We start from the raw sequence: 24,705 nt of genomic DNA, 5'->3' as shown, positions 1-24,705 counted from the left end.
TAAGCAGCATCACTTACATTTTCTTTTCTTCAATATTCAAGGCATTGATGGCAAGCACCGCCTGGGTACGGTTTTGTACACCCAGCTTACGGAAGATCGCTGTTACGTGCGCTTTAATCGTAGCTTCTGAAACATCCAGTTCATAGGCAATCTGTTTATTCAGTAAGCCTTCGGCTACCATCATCAAGACACGGAATTGTTGCGGTGTCAGTGACTGAATCCGTTCTGCCAATGCAGTTTCGTCTGCAGCACGCGGATCGAAGTTCATGTTGGCTGGCAGATTGGGTGGTAACCAGATTTCACCTTCGAGGACTTCACGAATCGCTTCACCAATATGGCTTGGATGTGCAGATTTTGGAATATAGCCCATTGCACCATGTGCAATCGCACGCTGGATAATGCTGGCTTCTTCGTGAGCAGAAACGACAATAATTGGAATCGAAGGATATTGGGCGCGAACGTGGACCAGAGCAGAAAAGCCCGATGCACCTGGCAGGTTTAAATCCAGAAGGACAAGATCAGGCTCAGGACCATTTTCTAGACGTTCATAAAATTCATTGACTGCTGCAGTTTCATGAATCTGCGCTTGTGGCAGACTATAACGAACAGCTTGGATCAGAGCATGACGAAACAGTGGATGATCATCAACGATTAAAATATTCATAGGACGTGAGAGAGATCTTGTGCACAGTAGCTCCTATTCTAACCACACAAGCCAGTTTATGGATATGCAAGATCGCCAATTTTTTAAATAATGTGGAGTTTTTCTTTAATTTTTTTAAATTTTGGCTTATTTCAATAATTCTTTAATTCTCATCACTTTTTTATATATGATTTATTCCTATTCTGCATAGCTTATCTTTATTCAATATAAATATAGTTATCAGCCATTTATCCAGCTCTATCCGTTTCAGAAGCACATTTTCCGCTTATATAGAAAAATCAGATAACTTTTCAGCATTTCGTTATTTTACACCTACTGCGGCAATCGGGATTAATAGGGTCATTCCGAGCTTAACCATTTTTAGGTACTTCACATGTCCCATTTTTCCGAGCAAAAACCTTTAAATATCGTGGCTGTTTCTGGCGGCCTGAATCACCCCTCTAAAACCGAAGCATTGGTTCAAGCCATTCTGGATGAACTGGGTGAAGCGACGCCAATCAATGTACATTTCATTAAATTTAGCGAAATCGGCCAGCTTTTAGGTGGTGCAATTTACCGTAACCAGTTACCGCAACGCGTGCAGGATGATCTAGCAGCCGTTGAAGCAGCAGATGCCCTGATTGTTGGTACGCCTGTTTACCGCGCTTCATTTACGGGCCTGTTCAAGCATTTCTTTGACTTCGTAGAACAAACGGCGCTGGTAGATGTACCGGTTCTTTTAGCAGCTTCTGGTGGTAGTGACCGTCATGCGCTGGTTCTTGAGCACCAATTACGCCCATTATTCAGCTTCTTCCAGGCACAAACCTTACCAATCGGGGTATATGCCACAGATCGTGACTTTACGCCTGAATACACCATTCACAGCGAATTACTCCGTGCCCGTATTACCCTGGCAGTGGCTCGTGCCCTACCGATCCTTGAATGGGCGCCAGCAAAGGGGCAGCGTGCTGAGGTCATTAAAGAAAAATCTCAGCAAGCCAACCAGAGCCTAGGCATCAACAAGCAAATCGAACAGGAAGAAGTTTTACCTTCAGCTGCAGTGCCAAGCCTGGATGCCGCAGAATCCCGTTTGCACAGCAAGAAAGTGCCAAAGACTCAAGTGGCTTAATAGCCGCTTCATTCAGAGGGTAAGAATAATGTCTCAAGATAAAAATATTGTATTTGCTTACTGGGTTCCAAATGTCAGTGGCGGTCTGGTGGTCAGCGACATTGAACAGCGTACTGACTGGAGCTATGACTATAATGTCCGTCTGGCGCAAACTGCTGAGAAAGCAGGTTTTGATTATGCCCTGACCCAGATCCGTTTTACTGCGGGCTATAACGCTGAAAACCAGCATGAATCAGTGAGTTTCAGTCATGGCATCCTGGCAAAAACTGAACGTTTAAAAGTGATTGCCGCGATCTTGCCGGGCCCATGGAAGCCTGCGCTGGCAGCGAAGCAGCTGGCCACCATTGACCATCTCACCAATGGCCGGATTGCGATTAATGTCGTAAGTGGCTGGTTCCGTGGCGAGTTTGATGCAATTGGTGAAGAATGGCCGGAACATGACGAACGTTATGCACGTTCAGAAGAATTTATTCGCAGCCTGAAAGGGGTCTGGACCCAAAACAATTTTAGTTTTGATGGTAAATACTACCAGTTCCAAGACTATACCTTGAGTCCAAAACCGGTACAAAAACCGTATATTGAAATCTTCCAGGGGGGAAGTTCCCGAGCAGCACGCGATATGGCATCTCGCGTGTCTGACTGGTACTTCACCAATGGCAATACACCTAAAGAGCTGAAAAAACAGATCGATGATATTCGTGAAAAAGCCAAAGCGAACAACCACTCTGTGAAAATTGGCGTAAATGCATTTGTGATTGCACGTGATACTGAAGAGGAAGCGCAAGCAGTACTGCGAGAAATCGTGGCCAAGGCCAATGTTCAGGCGGTAAAATCTTTCGGTGAGGCAACGCGTGAAGCGGGCGCAGCCAGTAAAGAAGGTGAAGGTAACTGGGCCAAATCTACGTTTGAAGATCTGGTGCAATATAACGATGGCTTCCGTACCAACCTGATCGGTACACCTCAGCAGATTGCGGAACGTATCATCGAACTGAAAAAAGTCGGTGTTGATCTGGTTCTTTCAGGCTTCCTGCACTTTATTGAAGAAGTGGAATACTTCGGTGAAAAAGTCTTGCCACTCGTGCGTGAACTCGAAACGCAGCAAGCTGAACAGCAACAAGAAGAACAAGAAGCTGAGCTCGTTTAAACTATAATAATGCTCAGCATAACGATTCATTCCCTCAAGGCTCGGCTTGAGGGATTTTTTTTGTGCAACACAGTGTTCTCGGCATAGAGATAGCCGCCTGCTTCATTCTTGACTAGAATGAAGCCAAACTCGATGAGATAGAAATTTAAATTATGTATACCGGTATCGTACAAGGCTTGGAAAAAGTCGTGGATATTCGCCAGGGCAATGGCTTCATTACCATTATCGTGAGCAACGAAAATCAGTTTTTTCAGGATGTCTTTATTGGCGCCAGTGTTGCGATCAACGGCGTCTGCCTCACCGTAACGACTATTGATCAGAAGCTAAACCAGATTCACTTCGATATCTCCGATGTAACCCTTGCCCTCACCACCTTAAAATCTCTTCAAGTGGGTGATGAAGTGAATGTCGAACGCTCTGCCAAAGTCGGTGCAGAAAATGGCGGGCATAATCTGTATGGGCACATCGAAGGCACAGCAATCATTAAAAATCTGGAACATCGGGGTGAAACCTACCATATCGATATTCAGATCCCGGATGGCAATATCAAATACTTTTTCCTGAAAGGGTTTATTGGTCTGAACGGCTGCAGCCTGACCATCAATCGCGTCGATCGCGCCAATAGTGAAATTTCGATTGATCTGATTCCCGAAACTTTGCGTCTGACCACCTGGAAAAATGCCAAAGTAGGTGATGAAGTCAATTATGAAATTGACCAGACCACGCGTACCTTGGTGGATACCTTAGAAAATATTCACCAGCGTTAAATGAAAGAGCCGCTTATACCATAGGCGGTTTTTTAACTGATCATTCTGCCCATATCTACGTTTCTATACAGAATTTTCAGGTGGAATGAATAAAATAATCTGATTCCGATTCAGAACGTTATTCCCATGCAGTTGATCTGGTTCCGCCAAGACCTCCGTATACATGACCATGCCGCACTCTGGCATGCTACTCAGCAAGGACCTTGCATTGCGCTAGCAGTCCTCTCTCCCGAACAATGGCAACTGCATCAGGATGCCCGGATCAAAACTGATTTTTATCTGCGTCGGCTCAAATATTTAAAACAGCAGCTACAGCAACTGAATATCCCGCTGATCATATTGAATATTCCTTTGTGGGAAAATTTAGCGCCAGAAATATTGAATCTGTGTCAAACCCTGAAAATTGAAAGCTTGCATGCCAATATCGAAGTTGGCGTCAATGAACTGGAACGTGATGCTCAGGTGCAGCAATTACTAGAACAGCAGCAAATCAGGATCGAGCTCTATCATGACCGCACCCTGTTTCCCCTCAGCAGTATCCGGAACCAGTCCAATCAACCCTATCAGGTCTATAGTGCCTTTAAGAAAAAGTGCTATGAACGGCTAATTCTGGATGTACCCACCTGCTATCCTGAGATTGAAACTCAAGATCCAATCCAATTATCAACTAAGCTCCCCAATGTTGATCTTGAAAAATTCTCAGCGGATTATGTGGTAGAGCATGCTGCCCAACTTTGGCCTGCGGAGGATCGAACTGCCTTGGATCTGCTCGATGATTTTATCGAGGACAAAATGGCTCATTATAAAACCGACCGTGATCTGCCAGCAGTTGATGGTACCAGCCGCCTCTCCCCTTATCTGAATATCGGTGTTATTTCAGTTCGCCAATGTATGCAAGCTCTTTTTCAGGATGGCTATTTCCAGATTGAGGATGTGGGTCAGCAGACCTGGTTAGATGAACTCTTGTGGCGGGAATTCTATCTACAGACCCTGTTTGATTTTCCACGTGTCTCCAAACACCAACCATTTAAGCAAAATACCAATAAGATCCAGTGGCGCAATGCCCCCGAAGATCTAGCTGCCTGGCAGCAAGGCCAGACCGGAATTCCAATTGTCGATGCTGGCATGCGGCAAATGCTGGCAACTGGCTGGATGCATAACCGGGTCAGGATGATTACTGCGATGTTCCTGTGTAAGAACTTGCTGATCGACTGGCGACTGGGTGAAAGCTGGTTTATGCAGCACCTGATTGACGGCGATCTGGCTGCGAATAATGGCGGCTGGCAATGGTGCGCATCAACCGGCATGGATGCTGTGCCCTACTTCCGGATTTTTAATCCGGTCAGCCAGTCCCTGAAGTTTGATCCCAATGGAGACTATATCCGCGAGTGGGTGCCTGAACTGGCGCATCTGGATGCCAAATCCATTCATGAACCTTATGCCAAAAATCCTGATCTGGAACTGGATTATCCAAAACCGATTGTCGATTTAAAAGCCTCTCGTGTACGAGCCATAGAAGCCTTTAAGCAGATTTAGAAGAAACTATCACTTCATCTAATATGAAAAGCCTCCAATATTGGAGGCTTTTCATATTAAGAATAAAAACTTGGATCAGGCACTTTCCCGGTCAATACCCATTCCCCAACTTCCTGATATTTATAATCTACCGGATCATGTAAGGTCTGGGTGCGAACATTACGCCAGAAACGGTCCAGATTCAGTTTGGCCGTGGTCGCACGCGCGCCCATCACCTGAAAAATATTCTGGGTGATATAAAGAGATGTGTTGGTGGCCGCGATTTTGGCTGTGGCAATCGCCACTGAAACTTCACCACGCTGCTCAGCAGTGAGATCACTTCCCAGATCCCAAGCAGCCTGTAAGGTTTGAATCGCTTTATCAGCTAGCAGACGTACACTTTCCAGTTGCACGTAGAACTCGGCAAAATGCTTCTGGGTAAAGGGGTCATTCACTGCATCTTCTACCAATGATTTTGACCAGGCTTTTTGAGTCTGTACGGTTTGTTTGGCCACTTCAAACGCACCTTCTGCTACCCCGAGGAACATGTGTACAAAGATCAGCTGGGCAATCAAAGGACGTAAGCTTGAATATGGTGTACTGAGTGGACCCGGATTTAACAGTAATTCATCTTCATGAATTTTGACCTGCTCAAAATGGCTGGTGCCGCTATCGGTCTGGCGTTGACCCATATTATTCCAGTCACCGAGAAAACTTACGCCCTTACGTGCTGTTGGAATTACCCCGATCAGTAATTTTCCAGCGTCGTTATAGCCTGAGCACAGTAAAATATCGGAATCAATGGAGCCAGAACAGAAACTTTTATTTCCATCAAAAATATATTCTTTTTCAGCAACTTTTGTTGCGGTAGTACGACGGTCCAGTGGATTTAAGGTATTGCCCCAGAACAGGTTTTCCCGAGCGGTCTGTTCAAACCATGGGCCATATTGTTCTGGTTGGGAAAATAATTGAACCGTTGCAATCAGCAAATGATGAAACCCATAAACATGTGCTAATGAACTATCAACTCGGGCAATAATTTGAATGGTTTTAAAAATTGTCTGCCAGTCTGCTTCCTGACCGCCGTACTGTTTTGGAATAGACAGGCCCAGTAAACCGCTCTGACGAATCAGATCACGCTCGGCTTTAGGATTACCGCCCTGCTTGTCACGAGCTGCGGCTGTTTGGGCAAAAGTTTCTGTCAGTTGCTGGGCAATTTGCAGGGGAGATTGATCTAGATATTGTTGTCGTACATTCATTCTTTTGACCTAAGTTCAGCATAGTTTTAGCTTAGCAGATTGCAGCTTGGCACTATATTCGAAAGCATGCAGAGCTTATTCCTGAGACAAAAATACCGGCAAATAATGCCGGTATTTGAACGTCCTAAACTTATGCCTGATTACGCTGCACTTCAGCAATTAACTGATCCACGACTTGTGGCTCAGCCAGAGTCGAGGTATCGCCCAGACTGTCCAGTTCATTGGCAGCAATCTTTCTTAAAATCCGGCGCATAATTTTTCCTGAACGGGTTTTAGGTAAAGCGGGTGCCCAGTGCAAGGCATCTGGCGTTGCCACTGGCCCTAAAATTTTACGTACCCAAGCTACCAGTTCACCGCGCAGCTGTTCAGTACTTTCAGTCCCTGCCTGCAAGGTGACAAAGGCACAAATCCCCTGACCTTTGATGTCATGCGGCATACCCACTACGGCAGCTTCGGCAACTGCCTCATGTGCAACCAATGCACTTTCAATTTCTGCCGTACCCAGACGATGGCCTGAAACATTGAGTACGTCATCGACACGACCGGTAATCCAGTAATAGCCATCTTCATCACGACGTGCGCCGTCACCAGTAAAATAGGTACCCGGATAGGTCGAGAAATAGGCGTCAATAAAGCGGTCTGGGTCACCCCAGATGGTGCGCATCTGACCTGGCCAGGAATCCTTAATTACTAGATTCCCTTCTGCCACCCCTTCAATTTCCTTGCCTTCTGCATCGACAATGGCGGGTTGCACACCAAAGAATGGCCGGGTTGCAGAACCCGGTTTCAGGTCGGTCGCACCTGGTAAAGGCGTAATCATGAAGCCACCAGTTTCGGTTTGCCACCAGGTATCAATCACCGGACAGCGGCTTTCACCGACTACCGAGTAATACCAGTTCCAGGCTTCCGGGTTAATCGGCTCACCGACCGAACCTAAAATTCTCAGGCTGCTACGATCACTTTCCCGTACATAGGCATCCCCCTCACGCATCATGGCACGAATGGCTGTCGGTGCAGTATAGAGAATGGTCACATTGTGCTTGTCGACGATATGTCCGGTACGTGCCCAGCTCGGATATTGCGGCACTCCCTCGAACATGACCGTAGTCGTACCATTAGAGAGCGGACCATACAGTACATAGGAATGCCCGGTAATCCAGCCGACATCGGCAGTACACCAGAACACATCATCCTGTTTGATGTCAAAAACTTCTCGGAAAGTACAGTTCACATAAGTCAGATAGCCGCCTGTGGTATGCAGTACGCCCTTAGGTTTTCCGGTTGAACCCGAGGTATACAGGATAAACAGCGGATCTTCCGCATTCATCGGTTCAGGGGGACAGATCTCATTGACGGTCATGATTTCCATGTGATACCAGAGATCACGTCCCTGTTGCATTTCTACCGGATTGCCGGTGCGATGTACAACGATGACATGTTCAATCGATTCGGTACCGGCAATTTTCAGGGCTTCATCCACATTGGCTTTCAGTGGAATGGCTTTGCCCCCACGCATGCCCGAATCTGCGGTAATCACCATTTTGGCCTGACTGTCTTCAATCCGGCTGGCCAGAGAATCAGGTGAGAAACCACCAAACACCACACAATGCACTGCACCAATTCGGGCACAGGCCAGCATGGCAATTGCGGCTTCCGAGACCATTGGCATATACAGCACCACCCGGTCGCCCTTTTTAATTCCGTTCTTTTTCAGGACATTGGCGAAACGGCAGGTTTCATCATAAAGCTCATGAAAAGAAATAATCTTGTGACGGGATGGATGATCCCCTTCCCAGATAATCGCCGGTTTATAAGGATGTTCCTTAAGATGGCGATCCAGACAGTTGGCACTGACATTGAGCTGGCCATCTGCAAACCATTCAATTTTAAAATTGTCTTTATCAAAACTGGTACTTTTAACCTGGGTAAAAGGTTTGATCCAGTCCAGGCGCTGTGCCTGTTCAGCCCAGAACTGATCCGGTTGTTCAATGGATTGCTGATAACGCTCAAAATACTCTGTATCAGTGGTACGTGCGGTTTTCTTAAATTCTGCTGGTACTGGATAGATTTCTTTCATTGTTCGCTTCCTTGATCTTGTTCTATCTCATCACGAGAGCTTGATGGCATTTTGTTGATTGTTTTTTATGCATAATGGCAGTATGTACTGCATATTTCAAATCCGACAATCATGCTTTCGTCGTAGATTATTTATTCAAATTCAATCAGAATAACTTCGGATAATGCTCAGCTATGGCCAAAGTCAGCTAGATATTGCTATCGTCAAATAAAATGAGTCGCCCACTCTCGCTGTATTTTATACAGGCTTAGGATCTTGCCCATGAATTCAACTGAACCTTCCTATTTCCCTCCTCCTTTTCCTGCAGCAGATCATCCCTTATCGATCAGGGGCCGATTTGGACGTTTGAGTTTTATTGCCTGGTCTGCATTTTTACAGTTTATTTTCTTATGCAGCAGTATTGCGCTAGGTTTAAGTATTGATATTGTGAACATTGCCAGCCTATCAGTAGATTCAAACTGGCAAATCTCCCTGCACGGCCTGTCCAGCCTGTTTGCCTTAGCGATCATGCTGGTCTATCTGTATTTCGGTATTGTGATTACGGTACGACGCTTACACGATCTGGACCGCAGTGGCTGGTGGATGCTGCTATTCTTCGTGCCTTTGATCAATCTGTTTGTCTGGATTTATATCCTGCTTTTTCCAGGAACAAGAGGCAGCAATCAGTATGGCCCGATACGTACAAGCCCCGTCTGGGAAAAAATTGTGGCCTGGCTGGTAATCATTTTTACCGTACTCAGCCTGTTGGCGACGACTGCGTTATTCTCTTATATGAGTGAAGGTGAACCTTCAAGAATCCCAAGTGAAGTGAAACAAAAAACGACTGAGTTCTTTTAAGACAGTTGTGTCTGTTTTGCATAAATATATTGTGTATAAATTTCGCTGTTGTTAATTTTTTGCTGTAGTTGAGGCAAAATAAGCGAAATTTAAATTGTGGAGTTTTTGTGGCTGAGCAAGAGAATACTTTAAGCCAGGTAACTGAAGGGACGACTGAGCTCCTGCATCAGGCGACTGAAAAAACTGCCCAAACCGTGATCGAACATACCTCCAAGTACAATGATGCCTATAGCACCATTGACAAGATCATGGAGGGTTTCTGGGAGCGTGTGCCTTATTTCTGCATCGCACTGACAGTCATTGTCATTTTCTGGTTACTGTCAAAACTGTTTAAGTTTTTTGTCCGTAAGACTTTAGAAAACCGTACTTATACCCGACAGAATCTGGTACTGGTGCTGAACCGTGTCGGTAGTACCGTGATTGTTTTCTTTGGCGTATTAATCGGGCTGGTGATTGCGATTCCAGGTTTCACCCCAGGTCAGCTGATGAGTGCGCTTGGGATTGGTTCGGTGGCGATCGGTTTCGCATTTAAGGATATTTTCCAGAATCTGCTCTCAGGTGTACTGATTTTGCTGGGTGAACCTTTCAAGATTGGCGATGACATTATCGTGAATGGTCTGGAGGGTACCGTGGAAGATATCCAGATTCGTGCAACTTTTTTACGCTCGCCAGATGGTCGTCGTATCGTAATTCCAAATGCTACGGTCTATACCAGTGCAGTCACGGTGAATACTGCTTATACCCGTCGCCGCTGTGAATTTTCGGTCGGGATCGGTTATGAAGATGATATCCAGAAAGCCAAGGATATTATTACTGCAATTCTGGATAAAGATCCGACCATCCTGAGTCAACCTGCATTTAGCGTCAATGTGATTGCACTGGCAGACTTCTCGATTACTCTCAAAGCCTTATGGTGGGTCAATACCACTGAAACAGGCATAGGCACCTCAATCAGTGCAGTTCAGGAACGGGTGATACAAGCCTTTGCTGAACATAATATTTCGATTCCATATCCGGTGCAGGAAGTGAAAGTCTATCGTGGCGATGGCCATGAAGATGCCTCAGCTCGCGCTAAACAGTCGACCTAAAACATATGAAATCGCCGTTTCAGTACGGAGAATACGGTTGCCAAGGCTCACTGCCTGGCAGCCGTTTTTTATGAGCAAATCAACTTCATACGGAATAAAGCCACCTTCGGGGCCAATGACAATCGTGCAAGGATGCTGAAGTGCATATGGCATCGGCTGTTCGGCATAAGGATGTGCAATAAAGGCTGGACGGTCTGCTGTAATGAGTCCCGGCAAGATATCTTCGACAAAAGGTTTAAAGCGTTTATACAGCTCAATTTTCGGAGCAACCGTATCTCCTGCCTGTTCTAGCCCGAGATCGATATAATGATTCAGTTGCTGCAAAAATGGGGTCTGCCAATAGCTTTTATCCACCCGGTAGCTATGCAGTAAAATGATCTTTTCTACCCCCATGGTCACAGCATCCATGATCAGACGACGCAAAACTTTAGGACGTGGTAAAGCTACAATTAGAGTAACAGGCAGCTTTGCAGGAACTGATTCTTCTTGAATGGGTTTCAATAAAATCGCTTTTTCAGAAATTTCGACAACTTCAGTTAAATACCGTTTCCCTTCCCGAATCCCGACTTTCAACGTATCGCCCACCTGAACCTCCAGGTGCTGTTGTAAATGTTCCAGCTGCCGCTTTGACGTAATTGACCACAGTTCAGATTCGGTTTGGTGGGGATTAAGCAGGACGATATTCATAAAAAATTAACTCAACAAATCCATCACTGGATACGCGGAAACGTCATCCACAACTGTCCGAGGCAGGACTCTTTTTGCCTGATATAGGTTCTGCGATATCTTTGCAAAAAGATGGTATATGACGAGTTTTGTGGATGACAAATGGTTTTGTTACTTTTGCCGAAACAAAAGTAAAAGAAAGAAGAGCGCTAGCATTAAATCTATAAAGATAAGGCTTAGTTTTAACCTTATACAATCAATCCATGAAAATCAGCTTCTTCACAAATCAGAATATAATCAAAGATATTGATCAATCACCTGAATATGCCTTTCAAGTGAACCCTGATTTTGCTGCATAATCTTTTGTGCAGCAGTATTCAAGCTTTCAGCTTTAGCTGAATTATTCAGAATTTCTAGCAAAGTCTCAGCAGCCTGCTTAGCATCCTGCATCACTTCTACGGCATGCGCCTGGACAAACTCATCGACAATCGTCTGAAAGTTAAAATAGTTTTTACCCAGAATCGTTGGAACATTTAGCGCAATCGGCTCCAGAATATTATGCCCACCACCTGGTTCATTTAGAGAACCACCAACATAACAGGCTTGGCTCAAGGCATACCAGAGCCACATCTCGCCCATGGAATCTGCAAGATAAATCTGAGTATCAGCTTCAATGCGCTGTCCCAAGCTACGGCGCTGGGTCCTTAAACCTAAGGACTGTGCAGCTTGGAACACCTCATCGAAACGTTCCGGATGGCGTGGCACCACGATACAAACTAATGTCGAATCTGCATCCAGCGCAGATTTAAGTTCAGCCATTAATTGCTGTTCTTCAGGCGCATGCGTACTGGCGAGAGTAATGATCTTCCGGCCTTGCAGAGACCATTCCTGTTTCAATTGGGCAGCATGATTAATAAATTGCTGCGGTGCCGTGATATCAAACTTGATATTGCCCAAGACCTGAGTTTTTTCTAAAACTATACCTAGATCAATATAACGCTGCTGGGTTGCTGTATCCTGAGCCAAAAGACCTGTTAAATTCTTAAGCATGCCACGGGTTAGGCCTTTGACTTTGCCATAGCCTTTGGCGGATTTTTCAGAAAGACGGGCATTCAGTAACAGACATGGCACATTAAAATTCGGTGCCTGGTCAATCAGATTTGGCCAGAGCTCAGTCTCCATCAATAACAGCAATTTAGGCTGATATTTTTGATAAAAATCACGAATCAGGGTTTTCTGGTCAGCTGGCAAATATACAGCCTGGAATAAGTCTAAATAAGGTTCTTTCAAGAAAAGTGATTTAGCACGTGCCTGCCCAGTCTTGGTGGTATTAGTCACTAGAACCGGATGCCCAAGTTTTAAGTAATGTTCAATTAAAGGTTGAGCGGCATTGGTTTCCCCTACGGATACCACATGAAACCAGATCGCCTGCAGATTTTTAGGGGACTGGAAAGGACCAAAACGTTCCAACAGTTCTTGTTCTAATTGTTCCGGACTGGTCGCACGTTTACGTATACGGGATTGATAAAGCGGTTTCGCTAGCGCCAAGGCTGCGTTATACCAGAATGGAGTAGCCACATTGCGCCCCAAAACAGATTCAATCGGCAAAATATAACAGAGCCACATCGACATGTTAATCGATGTGGCTCTTATTTCGAATTATTCTATGGTGCTTAATACTCTAACTTCTGCCAAAGTTGGATAATCAATATAACCTTCAGCCACCTGACTGCCGATCATATTTTCCATTTTCAGCTCATTAAGCGGTGCATTATCAAGCAGACGTTCGTATAGATCAGGATTTGCAATGTAGGCTTTACCAAATGCGACTGCATCTGCCTTTTCAGCTGCCAACAGCTCAATCGCATCTTCACGACTCAGTTGCATATTGGCAATATAAGGTACTCCACCTGAACGCTCTTTCATATATTCGGAAATACTGTCTTCAGCCAGATATTCACGGGTAAAGAAGAAGGCAATCTTGCGCTTGCCCAGCTGCTCCATGGCATAGCCAAATGTTTCACGTGGATCATTATCACCCATGTCATGGTCATCACCACGCGGAGCAAAATGCACCCCTACACGATCCGCACCCCATACTTCAATCAGTGCATCAGTTGCTTCTAGCAGGAACCGTGTACGGTTTTCGACTGAACCGCCGTATTCATCTTCACGCTGATTGGTTTTGCTTTGCAAGAACTGGTCAATCAAATAACCATTGGCAGCATGTAATTCAACACCATCAAAACCGGCTTCTTTAGCACGAATCGCGGCTTGTTTGTATTGCTCGGTAATCGCGTGAATTTCAGAAACTTCCAAGGGACGTGGCGTAACGTATGGACGTTTTGGACGTAATAAGCTGACATGACCCGCCTGTTGTACTGCACTTGCAGACACTGGTGTTTCACCATTTAACAGATCCGGATGTGATACACGACCAACATGCCAAAGCTGGGCAACGATTAAACCGCCCTTCTCATGAACCGCTTGAGTGACCTTTTTCCAGCCTTCGACCTGAGCATCGGTAAACAGTCCTGGAGTATTTAAATAACCGTTGGCTTCTTCGGAAATCACTGTAGCTTCAGAAATGATCAGACCAGCACTTGCACGTTGCGCATAGTACTCAACCATCATGGGGGTTGGAACACGATCAGCAGTTGCGCGGCTACGGGTCAGGGGTGCCATCACCACGCGGTTTTTAAGTTTAAGTTCACCGAATTGAACTGGGGTTGAAAAATCTGTCATCAAGCCATCCTCTCACAGCTTGCCAACTGATTTCAGTCTAAAGCGCATGCTGTAAATGTTGTAAAAATTCCTGAATCAGTGCCTCATTACGAGAAAAATAAGACCATTGCCCATATTTGGTCACCTGAATCAGTCCTGCCTGTTGCAACACCGACAAATGATTCGACATGGTCGATTGAGAAATGTCCGCGATTTTTTCGATCTGCCCCGCACATACGCCACGACTAAAATCATGTCCGCATTCTTCGGCGGAAATGAAACGCTCAGGTTCTTTCAAACACTGTAGAATCTGGCGTCTAATCGGGTTGGCCAAGGCTTTATAAATCGCTTCTGTGTCCATCTCATTTCACTCATATTGATGATCAGCACCTTAGCAAAAATCATTATATCGAATTTATTCGATATTAATATCGAAAATTATCGATATTTATGTTCATTTTGTAAATTGCTGTAATTTTGTACAACCTCAGATCATTCTAGCATTGTCTGATCAAGCTGTTTTTATGCATGCGCATCGGCAAATTTTAAAGTTAAAAAAACAGAGGCTGGTCCTCTGTTTTTTTAACTTTAAAGACATTATTTTAAACAGCTTTAAGAGATTCATCATTAATTTATTGTGTATGGATCCACATCATTCGACTAATTCGAGATGGTTTTTTGAAAATTTCAACATGATTTGGTTTAATTTCTATATAGTTATTTTTTATCCGTAGACCAGATAAATACTTACCCGCATTTTCACTATTGCCCTCAGCCGTAGCCAAAGAAAAATGAAAATGACTTTGCTTAGAATTTAATAGACGTTTAAATCTTTGTTCACTATCGATAGAACGTATATAAAATTTTCCTTCTTGATCTTCTACATCCCAATAATCATTCAACAAAATCTCACCGTATTGTTCAGCTTCTGCATGATTTAACACAATATCTGCATACCAAATGCAGCTGGTTATTTTAACAAACTCTGCACAATTTTTAATCTCTAAATTCAGTCTATTAAACAATCTAGCCTTATATAGAGTTAGTAATGACGTCTTGTAGAACAGCATGGCTTGACTGCTTTTATTTTTATTAAAAAATATAACACCTTCTGGACTATCTGTAACAGCATTAAAAGTATATAACGCATTTGGTTTGCTATAAGGCGTCAAACAAGATGCTAGAAAAAAACAGGGCAATAAAATTAAAATTTTTGAATATCTATATTTAATTTTGCCGGACATGCTCATTTCCTTTTATTTATAATTTTCAAGAGGCTTTGATTTTTATCTTTTATAAATACCATCAATAAGATTTTAATTGAGAAGATTTTATTATTTTTATGTTTTTAAAGAGAATAAATAGTATTGATTTCCTTACATATTCCTATATAAGGAAATCAAATTATGAACCTTAAAGACCCATTTTCAAGCTGGCTTCAATAAATTTATCCAGGTCACCATCCAGCACTGCACCGGTGTTCGAGCTTTCCACACTGGTACGCAAGTCTTTGATACGTGAGTCATCCAGTACATAAGAACGGATCTGGCTACCCCAACCAATGTCAGACTTCGAGTCTTCTAATGCTTGAGCCGCTTCATTACGTTTGCTCATTTCCAGTTCATAGAGTTTTGCACGTAACTGTTTCCAGGCATGGTCACGGTTGGCATGTTGTGAACGCTGGTTTTGACAGGCCACCACAATACCGGTTGGAATATGAGTCAAACGTACCGCAGAGTCAGTTTTGTTAATGTGCTGACCACCGGCACCCGAGGCACGGTAAGTATCGGTACGGACATCTGAAGGATTGATTTCAATTTCAATATTGTCATCCACTTCAGGCGATACAAATACTGCAGAGAATGAGGTATGACGGCGGTTACCCGAGTCGAATGGTGATTTACGTACTAGACGGTGTACACCTGATTCGGTACGTAACCAGCCATAGGCATACTCACCATCTACACGGATCGTAGCAGACTTTATCCCGGCTACATCACCGTCAGACTCTTCCATCACTTCTGCTTTAAAACCATGACGTTCAATCCAGCGCATGTACATACGCAGCAGCATCGATGCCCAGTCTTGTGCTTCTGTACCACCTGAACCTGCCTGAATTTCCACATAGCATGGGTTTGGATCCATCGGATTACTGAACATACGACGGAATTCAAGCTTCGCCAGTTCTTCTTCAGCTGCATTCAGCTCAGCCTGCACATCTTCCAGCATCGCTTCTTCATCTGCTTCAACCGCAAGATCAAGCATCGCTTGAGCATCTTCAAGCTGGGTCGTTAAGCCGTCCAGTACATTAAGTACATTTTCAAGCTCGCCTTTTTCTTTGGCCATGGCCTGAGCACGACTCTGGTCATTCCAGATCGCCGGGTCTTCTAATTCACGCAGGACTTCTTCTAAACGCTCTTTTTTCAGATCGTAGTCAAAGATACCCCCGTAGTGTTTGACCACGTTCGTTTAAGTCTTTTAATTGGTTTAGATACGGATTAATTTCCACGTGAATTACTCTCAATCAAAATTAGGTATAAATTCTTAGGTCAATATTATATCACAGTCTATTTCACCAATTTATAGCGATAAATCCATCTTTAAAGCTAAGCAAGAAAATGTCACTAGCACATTTTTTAATTACAAAATTTGTCAGCCCGATAAAATAGCTAAATATTATTTTTAATACTTTCTCATTCTATTCTTAAATATATTTCGTTGTATTTTTATACTCAATTTTTTATTCATTTTAAAACCCTAAAACCCCTACAAAATAAGATAAAAAATAGCATTTTCAATACATTCCACAATATCTACACACTTTTAATAAAACAAAACATTTCATTTTTATTCTTTAAATTCAATTAGTTATTAAATGAAAATTACATAATATTACCTTACTCACAATGTAGTAACTTTCCTTTGATTGACGATTATTGGAATTGGTCTAGACTTAAAGTTGTAACAAAAAGTGTATTAATTTTAGCCATATTTTCAGAGGGGAGTATCCGCATGAAAAAACTAGCAATCGCTTCAGCATTACTTTCAGCCGTAGCTCTTACAGGTACAGCAGCTCATGCTTATCAAGCGGAAGTGGGTGCATCTGCAGGCCTAACAGACCCGGATAATGGTAGCTCAAGCGGCTCTTTTGGTGTTGATGGCACATACTACTTTAATCCAGTTGAAACACGTAATGCGCCATTGGCCGAAGCAGCTTTCCTTGATCGTGCAAGTAATGTGAAAGCTCAATATCAATATGATGATTACGACTCTTCAGAACGTCACCGTTATGGTGTAGGTGCTGAATACTTCGTACCAAATTCAGATTTTTATTTGAGTGGTAGCGTAGGTCGTGATGATTCTAAATACGACTATGCACCTGATTTTGACGAAACCGTTTATAGTGCTGAAGTCGGTTATTTACCTGCACCAGGTCTGTTAATTGCAGCAGGTGTGAAAGGTTATGACAATGACTATGATGACGGTGTAGATCCAACTTTACGTGCTAAATATGTGACTACCTTAAGCAATGGTAAAGATATTAACCTTGAAGCTGGCGCTGCCTTTGGCGACCTAGATGAGTACAACTTAAAAGCTGACTACTTCATCGACAAAACTTTAAGTGTTGGTGCTGATTATCAAAGCAAAGACAATGGCCCATATGACTCAAATGAATTTGGTGTAAGTGCACGTAAATTCTTTAATGAACAAGTGAGCTTGGAAGGTCGTGTAGGTTTTGGTGAAATTGGTAACCAAGACTACAACAAATTTGGTCTAGCTGCGAAATACCGCTTCTAATCCAAACTAAGAAATTTCATTATAAAAAACCCATCTTCGGATGGGTTTTTTATTGCACTTTAAACAAGCATTTAGGTAGTTTTTGCACATTGACGGGGCGATTATTATCTGTACAATTTGTTACAACTGTTAATAAAACAGCCATATTTTATAACAAAGAGAGAAAATCTAAATGTTTAAGAAACTTGCTCTTGCTACAGCACTTCTTGCTAGCCTAGGAACTGCACATGCTTACCAAGCTGAACTTAATGTAGGGTATGAAAACACTGATATCGATAACCTTGGGGATCTAGATACATTTTTCATCAATGGAAAATATTATTTAAACGATGTTCAAGTTAAGAACTCTCCACTTGCAGAAGCGGCTTTCCTAAATAAAGCAAGCAATATTGGCTTAGGTTATGCAAATGCAAGCGGTGATGGCGATGAAGATATTGATGTGTTCGGTGTAAGTGGTGAGTTTTATATTCCAAATACTCAATTTTATGTAAGCGGTACTATTAACCAAGTTGATTTTGCAGGTGACGATAATACCGGTTATGCGCTTGAAGTAGGTTACCTACCAGTTACTGGCTTGTTGCTAGCAGTAGGTGCCGCAAATGAAAGCGTAGACCCAGTTCAAGTGGCAAACTATGGTTTCACCGCAAATCTTTCAAATGCACTTACTGTAGGTGATGACACTGCATTATCTTTACGTGCCAAATACGTGACTCAAATTGGCAATCATTTCACCAATTTTGAAGGTTTAACTTATATTGGTGATGAAACAACCTATCGCTTAGCTGCTGATCTTTATATCGATCCAACTCTCAGTGTAGGTCTATCTATTGCTGATTCTACTGCAGATGGTTCAGATACACTGTTCGGTATTAAAGCTCAAAAATTCTTTACGCCAACTATTGCAGCAGGTGTAAATTACCACACAACTGACGGTATTGACTCGTTTGGTATCAATGGTACTTTCCGCTTCTAATCTCCAAGATTAAAAGTCCAAAAAAAACCGCTCAATTGAGCGGTTTTTTATTTGAATAATTTATTGTTCCAGATGAGCAATTCGCATTTGCAGGCTAACATTGCCATTAAAGACATTTTTATCCAGTTCATAGACCAGACGTACATGCTGTTTCATCGGATCAAACTTGTATTTATCGATGGCACTAAAAGCAATCGCATCCACAACCTGTCCATTCTCTAAGGCAACACGTAATTTCAGATGTACATCCTTGAGCCAGCGGTAATCCAGAATCTTAAAGATGCCTTCAAAAATCGGTTGAGGAAACTTTTGTCCCCATGGACTTAAGTTTTGCAGTAAATCGACCGTTTCAATTTGGAAAGCTGATGCCGGTAGTTCCCCATCAGTCCACAGCGTAGCGGTAAATAGGCTTTCATCCATCTCTGCAATCAGCTGTTCAAAGACCTGTTTAAATTCAGCAAAATGCTGCTTTTTAATGGTTAGTCCCGCTGCGGCCGCGTGCCCACCAAAATGGCTGACCAGATGCGGATACTGCTCTGCTATCCGTTCAATACTATCCCGGATATGAATCCCTTCAATGGAACGTGCTGAACCTTTGATATGAATCCCATCTTCATCTGCTGCGAACACAATACTTGGACGATGGAACTGTTCTTTTAAACGCCCCGCCACAATCCCGATCACACCCTGATGCCAGTGCTGTTCAAACATGATCAGCGCGGCTGGCAAAGTATTCTCATCCAGCTGGATTTTTTCCAGTTCAGTCAAAGCTTCTTGCTTGATTTTGCCTTCTACCTGACGACGTTCGACATTGAGTTGATTCAGCTGTTCTGCGAGTGGATAAGCGGTTGCCAGATCCGGAGCAAGCAAACACTCGATCCCGATATCCATGGTTTCCATACGACCCGCTGCATTAATGCGTGGGCCAAGCACAAAACCCAGATCCTGCGCTTTGAGCGTAGCTGCATCACGACCAGCAATCTCTAGCAAGGCACTGATGCCAGGTCGGCAAAGATGATGTTGAATCCGTTTTAAGCCGGCATCCACCAGAATACGGTTGTTATAGTCCAGACTTGCGACATCTGCATAAGTACCTAAAGCGACCAGATCCAGATAATTGGTAATAACCGTTGAAGATTTACCCAACTTTTTACGATGAGTCGATAGATTTGCCAGAACATAAAAAGCTACCCCTACACCTGCCAAAGCCTTACTTGGAAAATCACAACCCAGCTGATTGGGATTGACCACAGCCTCTGCTGCAGGTGTAGGCTTGGTAGTTAAGTGGTGATCGGTAATAATCACCTGCATACCATGATCTTGCGCCTGTTTCACGCCTTCATGACTGGAAATCCCGTTATCCACTGTGATTAAAAGATCCGGCGTAAAATTAGCAAAAGCCAGATCCGCAATCGCAGGTGTCAGGCCATAACCATACTTAAACCGGTCAGGAACCAGATAGTCGACATGAGCACCCATATCACGCAGAGCAAGTACCATCAGTGTGGTACTGGTCGCCCCATCAGCATCATAGTCACCGACAATTACGATTTTCTGGCCGGCATCTATAGCCTGATCAATCAGCTGGACCGCTTCCGTTAAACCTTTCATGGTCGGAGCCAGCAGATGCTTGAGTTTCAGCTCCAGCTCCTGTTCAGATTCCACGCCACGGCGTGCCAGAATGTTAGCTACAAATGAAGGCACGCCCTGAAAAGATTCAGGGCGTGTCAGTAAAGGTCTTTGCTTGATTTCAAGTTTAGGCATTGTTATGGCATCAATCGTTGTAGTTTCCACGCCCCATCGATTTTTTCATAACTCAGGCGGTCATGTAAACGGTTTGGACGGCCCTGCCAGAATTCATAATAATCTGGCTGCAAACGATAGCCGCCCCAGAATCCCGGCTTATCCAGCTCTTCCTGATTAGCGACCTGCTGATGCAGATCCCAGAAACGTTGCTGTAGTTCTTCACGACTCGCAACCACACCACTTTGCGGAGTACTGATATGAGCAGCGATCTGACTTTCACGTGGACGTTTATGATAATAATCAGTCGATTCTTCTTCCGAAATTTTAACTACCTTACCGCTAATCCGGATCTGACGTTCCTGTTCCTGCCAGTAAAACAGCAATTCTGCATACGGGTTTTCGGCCAGATCCAGACCTTTTTGACTGTCATAATTGGTATAGAAATCATACCCTGCTTCAGTGGCACCACGCAGCAATACTGTACGCACATGCGGACGACCCTGTGCATTTGCAGTTGCCAATGACATGGCATAGGGTTCATGCAGCTGTGCAGCAAGTGCATGGTTAAACCACTGCAAAAACTGCATATGCGGATTGGGATTGACCTGATCTTCATGTAGCTCGCCTTTTTGGTAGTTCAGACGCAGTTCACTTAGATCCTTAATCAGATCGCTCATTCACTCTTCCCCCATTTAAGCGGCGTTGGCACGTACCGCATCAGCCAATGAATTTGCCAGGGTGGTCACCTCTGCAAGATCCTCGCCTTCCACCATGACACGGATCACCGGTTCAGTCCCTGACTTACGGATCAGTAAACGGCCACGGCCTTTGAGCTGCTCTTCAGCTTTGCTAAACTCTGCAGTCAAAGCAGGCACTGAGTACGGGTCAAACATGGTATTCAGACGTACATTCACCAAGACATTCGGCAATAATTTAAAGTCAGCCACTAACTCATGTAGCGCTTTCTTCTGCTCGACCATCACGGTTAAGACTTGTAGTGCAGCAATAATCGCATCGCCTGTGGTGCTCTTGTCTAAAGTCAGGATATGGCCTGATGGCTCGCCACCAATCGACCAGCCTTTTTCTTCCAGACCTTGCAGTACATAACGATCACCGACTTTGGCACGCAACAGTTCTACTCCGGCTTTTTCCAGTGCCAGTTCCAGCGCCATATTGCTCATCAAGGTACCAACAATCCCAGCTGGCTTATTTTTTGCCTGAGTCGCAAGAATATACAGAATATGATCACCGGTAATTTGCTCACCGTTTTTATCGACCATAATCACGCGGTCAGCATCACCATCGAAGGCTATGCCTAAATCAGCACCATGCTCAACCACTGCTTTTTGCAGATTTTCCGGATGAGTTGAACCACAGTTCTCATTGATATTCAGACCGGTCGGTTCATCATAGATGGAAATAACCTTAGCACCCAGTTCACGGAAAACCGCAGGGCCAACGCTGTAAGCTGCACCATTGGCACAATCGACCACAATCGTTAAATCATTCAGGTCTAAATGGTATGGGAAGGTTGATTTACAGAATTCGATATAACGGCCATTGGCATCTTTCACGCGGAAACTTTTACCCAAGTTCGCGTTATCTTCGATCACCAGTTCTTTTTCCAGTTCCTGGTTGATCTGATCCTGCAAAGCATCAGGCAGTTTTTTACCTTCACTCGAGAAAAACTTAATCCCGTTATCGAAATACGGATTGTGTGATGCAGAAATGACAATACCGAGACTGGCATGCAAAGCACGGGTCAAATGGGCAATGGCTGGGGTTGGCAAAGGTCCAAGCAGATGCACATAAACACCTGCCGCATTGAGTCCTGCCTGTAGCGCAGATTCCAGAATATAACCAGATAAACGGGTATCTTTACCCAGTACCACCAATGGTTTGTTTTTTTTACTATTTCGTTTTAATACTTTTCCTGCCGCAAAACCTAATTTCAGGGCAAATTCAGGTGTAATGGGTAACTCACCAAATTTTCCACGAATACCATCGGTACCAAAATAACTCATGCTTTGTCTCACTTCTTAGCGGGTGATTTACATCATCCTTTTTCATTGTGCAACACTGTACACCAAAACAAAAAAGCCGTCATGAGGATGACGGCTTTTTTAAAGTAAACAATCAACGAAAGTTAGCCCATACGGTAGTTTGGCGCTTCTTTGGTGATGGTTACATCATGCACGTGAGACTCGGACATACCGGCAGATGTGATTTTCACAAACTTGGCATTTTGACGAAGATCATCAATGGTTGCAGAACCAGTATAGCCCATAGAAGAACGCAGACCGCCCATCATCTGATGCACGATATTGCCCATTGGGCCTTTGTACGGTACGCGACCTTCAATACCTTCAGGAACCAGTTTTTCAGCACCGGCTTTAGAATCCTGGAAGTAACGGTCAGCAGAACCAGTCGCACCGGCCATCGCACCCAAAGAACCCATACCACGGTAAGCTTTGTAGTAACGGCCCTGGAAGAATTCAACTTCGCCCGGTGCTTCTTCAGTACCCGCCATTAATGAACCTACCATGATGGTACTTGCACCAGCGCCAATCGCTTTTGCCATATCACCAGAGAAACGGATACCACCATCAGCAATCAATGGAATCTGCTCTTTCAATGCACGCGCAACAGAATCAATTGCGGAGATTTGTGGCATACCAATACCAGCCACGATACGAGTTGTACAGATTGAGCCAGGGCCGATACCCACTTTCACTGCGTCCGCACCCGCATCAAGCAATGCAAGCGCAGCATCACCAGTGGCGATGTTACCGCCAATCACTTGAACTTGTGGGTAGTTCTGTTTGACCCAGCGTACACGCTCGATCACACCCGCAGAGTGACCATGTGCAGTGTCCACAACAATCACGTCTACACCAGCATCAACCAGTGCTTCTACACGGCTTGGTGTTTCAGCGCCAGTACCGACTGCTGCACCTACACGTAGACGACCTAAATCATCTTTACAGCTATTTGGATAAAGTTCCGCTTTACGGAAATCAGTTACCGTGATCAAGCCTTTTAATTCGTTGTTTTCGCCAACAACGATAACTTTTTCAATACGGTTTTTTTGCAATAAGGCCTGAATGTTTTCTTTCGATTCGCCTTCACGCACAGTCACCAGACGGTCTTGACCAGTCATGATATTGCTGACCGGCTGTTCCAGATTGGTTTCAAAGCGTGTATCACGGCCTGTCACGATACCAACCACTTTACCGTCTTTAACTACGGGTACACCGCTGATGTTATTCGCTTGAGTCACAGCGATCAGTTCACGTACTGTAGTTTCTGGGGTAACTGTGATCGGATCTTTCACCATACCGGCTTCAAATTTTTTCACACGGCGTACTTCTGCGGCCTGGGCAGCAATATCCATGTTCTTGTGCAGAATACCGATACCGCCATTTTGTGCCATCGCAATTGCCATACGTGACTCAGTCACAGTATCCATAGCTGCTGAAACAAGTGGGATATTCAGGTTAATGCCGCGAGTCAGGCGTGTCTTTAGAGAGACATCTTTTGGGAGAACAGTAGAGTAGGCAGGGAGTAATAGGACATCATCGAAGGTTAACGCGTCTTGAACGATGGTCAACATAACAGTCTCACTGGTAATTTCCGTGCGCTATTATAAACAAATTTAGCTCTAAATTTCATTGCAATTGCAAAATTTATTTTGTCTAAATCTGGACTTAGATTTAATCCGAATATCTAAACCTGTAAATTTGACTATTCAATCAACAATTTAAATATGCCAGAGTAGTCATCATATTTATTTGCTTTACAAAATCCCTTACTAATTTTTTCTCCCATAAAAAAAGCAGAGTCCATACCCTGCTTTTTAAATCTTGAGTTTGAATTTAGCTCACCCGTTCGAATTTATCATCATTTTCGGCTTCATCCGGCTCAATCTGGATGAATGGAATCATATTGTGTGCCATCCGTGCTTTATTGCACTGGGCATCAGCGATCTGCACTTCTTTACAGGATGAGCTACGTAGCTCGTACATGCCGCAACTCACCTGCTCGCCAATCTTGCCTTCTAGCGCAACACAGCGCGGATTTTTCTGATTGGTTCCCGCCATGCATGAATAGACCGAGGTGACAGGCTCAGTATAGTGCTCGGGCATGGGAATCCCCTCTGCCCAATAAAATGAAACCCTGAAATAGGCGCAACATGCGCCACAACTTAAACATGCATCTTGTGTAGGAACTTGAGACAACATTTCTTATAAATTCTCGTCATCAAAAACAGTTTTTTTGCCGGCGGAAAATATAAAAAATGTTGTTTTTCTACTCAAGAAAAAATTTAAAATTTTCTTGA

The 24,705-nt window shown here is 44.0% G+C and carries 22 protein-coding genes; 8 read left to right on the top strand and 14 right to left on the bottom strand.

Annotated elements, in window-relative coordinates; genetic code table 11:
- Positions 1-13: 13 nt before the first annotated feature.
- Positions 14-664, bottom strand: a complete 651-nt coding sequence (locus tag FTV34_RS03950) for a response regulator transcription factor (protein WP_004781530.1) — start codon at positions 662-664, stop codon at positions 14-16.
- A gap of 373 nt (positions 665-1,037) precedes the next feature.
- On the opposite strand from FTV34_RS03950, the gene msuE reads away from it, so the two are divergent.
- The 4 genes from msuE to FTV34_RS03930 all read left to right on the top strand — a co-directional run bounded on the left by msuE (position 1,038) and on the right by FTV34_RS03930 (position 5,219).
- Positions 1,038-1,772 (top strand): FMN reductase, encoded by a 735-nt coding sequence (gene msuE / locus FTV34_RS03945; RefSeq protein WP_166139499.1) that lies wholly within the window; start codon positions 1,038-1,040, stop codon positions 1,770-1,772.
- A gap of 28 nt (positions 1,773-1,800) precedes the next feature.
- Positions 1,801-2,916, top strand: a complete 1,116-nt coding sequence (gene sfnG / locus FTV34_RS03940) for a dimethylsulfone monooxygenase SfnG (protein ID WP_180052522.1) — start codon at positions 1,801-1,803, stop codon at positions 2,914-2,916.
- Between the two features lie 152 nt (positions 2,917-3,068).
- Positions 3,069-3,683 carry a riboflavin synthase subunit alpha gene (locus FTV34_RS03935; protein WP_125279183.1) on the top strand — a complete coding sequence of 205 codons (615 nt, stop codon included), beginning with the start codon at positions 3,069-3,071 and terminating at the stop codon, positions 3,681-3,683.
- A 126-nt stretch (positions 3,684-3,809) separates the two neighbouring features.
- A complete protein-coding gene (locus FTV34_RS03930) occupies positions 3,810-5,219 on the top strand; it encodes a deoxyribodipyrimidine photo-lyase (RefSeq protein ID WP_180052521.1) in 1,410 nt (469 codons plus the stop codon).
- A 56-nt stretch (positions 5,220-5,275) separates the two neighbouring features.
- Here FTV34_RS03930 and FTV34_RS03925 read toward each other — a convergent pair whose 3' ends face one another.
- Both FTV34_RS03925 and acs read right to left on the bottom strand, forming a co-directional pair.
- Positions 5,276-6,457, bottom strand: a complete 1,182-nt coding sequence (locus FTV34_RS03925; protein WP_180052520.1) for an acyl-CoA dehydrogenase family protein — start codon at positions 6,455-6,457, stop codon at positions 5,276-5,278.
- A gap of 130 nt (positions 6,458-6,587) precedes the next feature.
- On the bottom strand, positions 6,588-8,534 hold the full coding sequence (gene acs / locus FTV34_RS03920; RefSeq protein WP_180052519.1) for an acetate--CoA ligase: 1,947 nt from the start codon (positions 8,532-8,534) through the stop codon (positions 6,588-6,590).
- A 261-nt stretch (positions 8,535-8,795) separates the two neighbouring features.
- On the opposite strand from acs, the gene FTV34_RS03915 reads away from it, so the two are divergent.
- Positions 8,796-9,371 carry a DUF805 domain-containing protein gene (locus FTV34_RS03915; RefSeq protein WP_034170236.1) on the top strand — a complete coding sequence of 192 codons (576 nt, stop codon included), beginning with the start codon at positions 8,796-8,798 and terminating at the stop codon, positions 9,369-9,371.
- 107 nt (positions 9,372-9,478) lie between these two features.
- Positions 9,479-10,459 carry a mechanosensitive ion channel family protein gene (locus tag FTV34_RS03910; protein ID WP_159123798.1) on the top strand — a complete coding sequence of 327 codons (981 nt, stop codon included), beginning with the start codon at positions 9,479-9,481 and terminating at the stop codon, positions 10,457-10,459.
- Here the strand turns inward: FTV34_RS03910 and FTV34_RS03905 are convergent.
- The 6 genes from FTV34_RS03905 to prfB all read right to left on the bottom strand — a co-directional run bounded on the left by FTV34_RS03905 (position 10,433) and on the right by prfB (position 16,358).
- Positions 10,433-11,146, bottom strand: a complete 714-nt coding sequence (locus FTV34_RS03905) for a 16S rRNA (uracil(1498)-N(3))-methyltransferase (protein WP_180052518.1) — start codon at positions 11,144-11,146, stop codon at positions 10,433-10,435. The genes FTV34_RS03910 and FTV34_RS03905 overlap by 27 nt on opposite strands.
- 276 nt (positions 11,147-11,422) lie before the next feature.
- A complete protein-coding gene (locus FTV34_RS03900) occupies positions 11,423-12,703 on the bottom strand; it encodes a 3-deoxy-D-manno-octulosonic acid transferase (RefSeq protein WP_180052526.1) in 1,281 nt (426 codons plus the stop codon).
- A gap of 81 nt (positions 12,704-12,784) precedes the next feature.
- On the bottom strand, positions 12,785-13,870 hold the full coding sequence (locus FTV34_RS03895) for an alkene reductase (protein ID WP_180068901.1): 1,086 nt from the start codon (positions 13,868-13,870) through the stop codon (positions 12,785-12,787).
- Positions 13,871-13,907: 37 nt separating this feature from the next.
- Positions 13,908-14,210, bottom strand: a complete 303-nt coding sequence (locus FTV34_RS03890; RefSeq protein ID WP_180025267.1) for a helix-turn-helix transcriptional regulator — start codon at positions 14,208-14,210, stop codon at positions 13,908-13,910.
- A 271-nt stretch (positions 14,211-14,481) separates the two neighbouring features.
- Positions 14,482-15,093: a hypothetical protein gene (locus FTV34_RS03885; RefSeq protein WP_180025268.1), complete on the bottom strand. Its 612-nt coding sequence runs from the start codon at positions 15,091-15,093 to the stop codon at positions 14,482-14,484.
- Positions 15,094-15,262: 169 nt separating this feature from the next.
- A protein-coding gene (gene prfB / locus FTV34_RS03880) for a peptide chain release factor 2 (RefSeq protein WP_180025269.1) occupies positions 15,263-16,358 on the bottom strand; the annotation gives its coding sequence in 2 pieces (ribosomal slippage) (positions 15,263-16,285 and positions 16,287-16,358; 1,095 coding nt in all).
- A gap of 503 nt (positions 16,359-16,861) precedes the next feature.
- Between prfB and FTV34_RS03875 the strand changes: the two genes are divergently transcribed.
- Together FTV34_RS03875 and FTV34_RS03870 are read left to right on the top strand one after the other, a co-directional pair.
- Positions 16,862-17,647, top strand: coding sequence for a putative porin (locus FTV34_RS03875; RefSeq protein ID WP_166139481.1), 786 nt, complete (start codon positions 16,862-16,864; stop codon positions 17,645-17,647).
- A gap of 172 nt (positions 17,648-17,819) precedes the next feature.
- Positions 17,820-18,620 carry a putative porin gene (locus FTV34_RS03870; RefSeq protein ID WP_179991927.1) on the top strand — a complete coding sequence of 267 codons (801 nt, stop codon included), beginning with the start codon at positions 17,820-17,822 and terminating at the stop codon, positions 18,618-18,620.
- 60 nt (positions 18,621-18,680) lie between these two features.
- On the opposite strand, the gene recJ is transcribed toward FTV34_RS03870, so the two are convergent.
- From recJ to FTV34_RS03845, 5 genes are all read right to left on the bottom strand, one after another.
- Positions 18,681-20,384 carry a single-stranded-DNA-specific exonuclease RecJ gene (gene recJ / locus FTV34_RS03865; protein ID WP_180025270.1) on the bottom strand — a complete coding sequence of 568 codons (1,704 nt, stop codon included), beginning with the start codon at positions 20,382-20,384 and terminating at the stop codon, positions 18,681-18,683.
- Between the two features lie 2 nt (positions 20,385-20,386).
- Positions 20,387-21,043: a pyridoxamine 5'-phosphate oxidase gene (gene pdxH, locus FTV34_RS03860; protein ID WP_180025271.1), complete on the bottom strand. Its 657-nt coding sequence runs from the start codon at positions 21,041-21,043 to the stop codon at positions 20,387-20,389.
- A gap of 15 nt (positions 21,044-21,058) precedes the next feature.
- Positions 21,059-22,390, bottom strand: coding sequence for a phosphoglucosamine mutase (gene glmM / locus FTV34_RS03855; protein WP_180031004.1), 1,332 nt, complete (start codon positions 22,388-22,390; stop codon positions 21,059-21,061).
- Between the two features lie 122 nt (positions 22,391-22,512).
- Entirely contained in the window at positions 22,513-23,979 is a 1,467-nt protein-coding gene (gene guaB, locus FTV34_RS03850; RefSeq protein ID WP_034170242.1) for an IMP dehydrogenase, read from the bottom strand.
- Between the two features lie 262 nt (positions 23,980-24,241).
- Positions 24,242-24,607, bottom strand: coding sequence for a YkgJ family cysteine cluster protein (locus FTV34_RS03845; RefSeq protein ID WP_180031000.1), 366 nt, complete (start codon positions 24,605-24,607; stop codon positions 24,242-24,244).
- Between the last annotated feature and the right edge of the window lie 98 nt (positions 24,608-24,705).

The sequence above is a fragment of the Acinetobacter sp. YH16038 genome, assembly GCF_013417275.1.
Classification (GTDB): Bacteria; Pseudomonadota; Gammaproteobacteria; order Pseudomonadales; family Moraxellaceae; genus Acinetobacter.
Note: the sequence above shows the minus strand (reverse complement) of the source record. Positions and strands in the feature narration are given on the sequence as shown.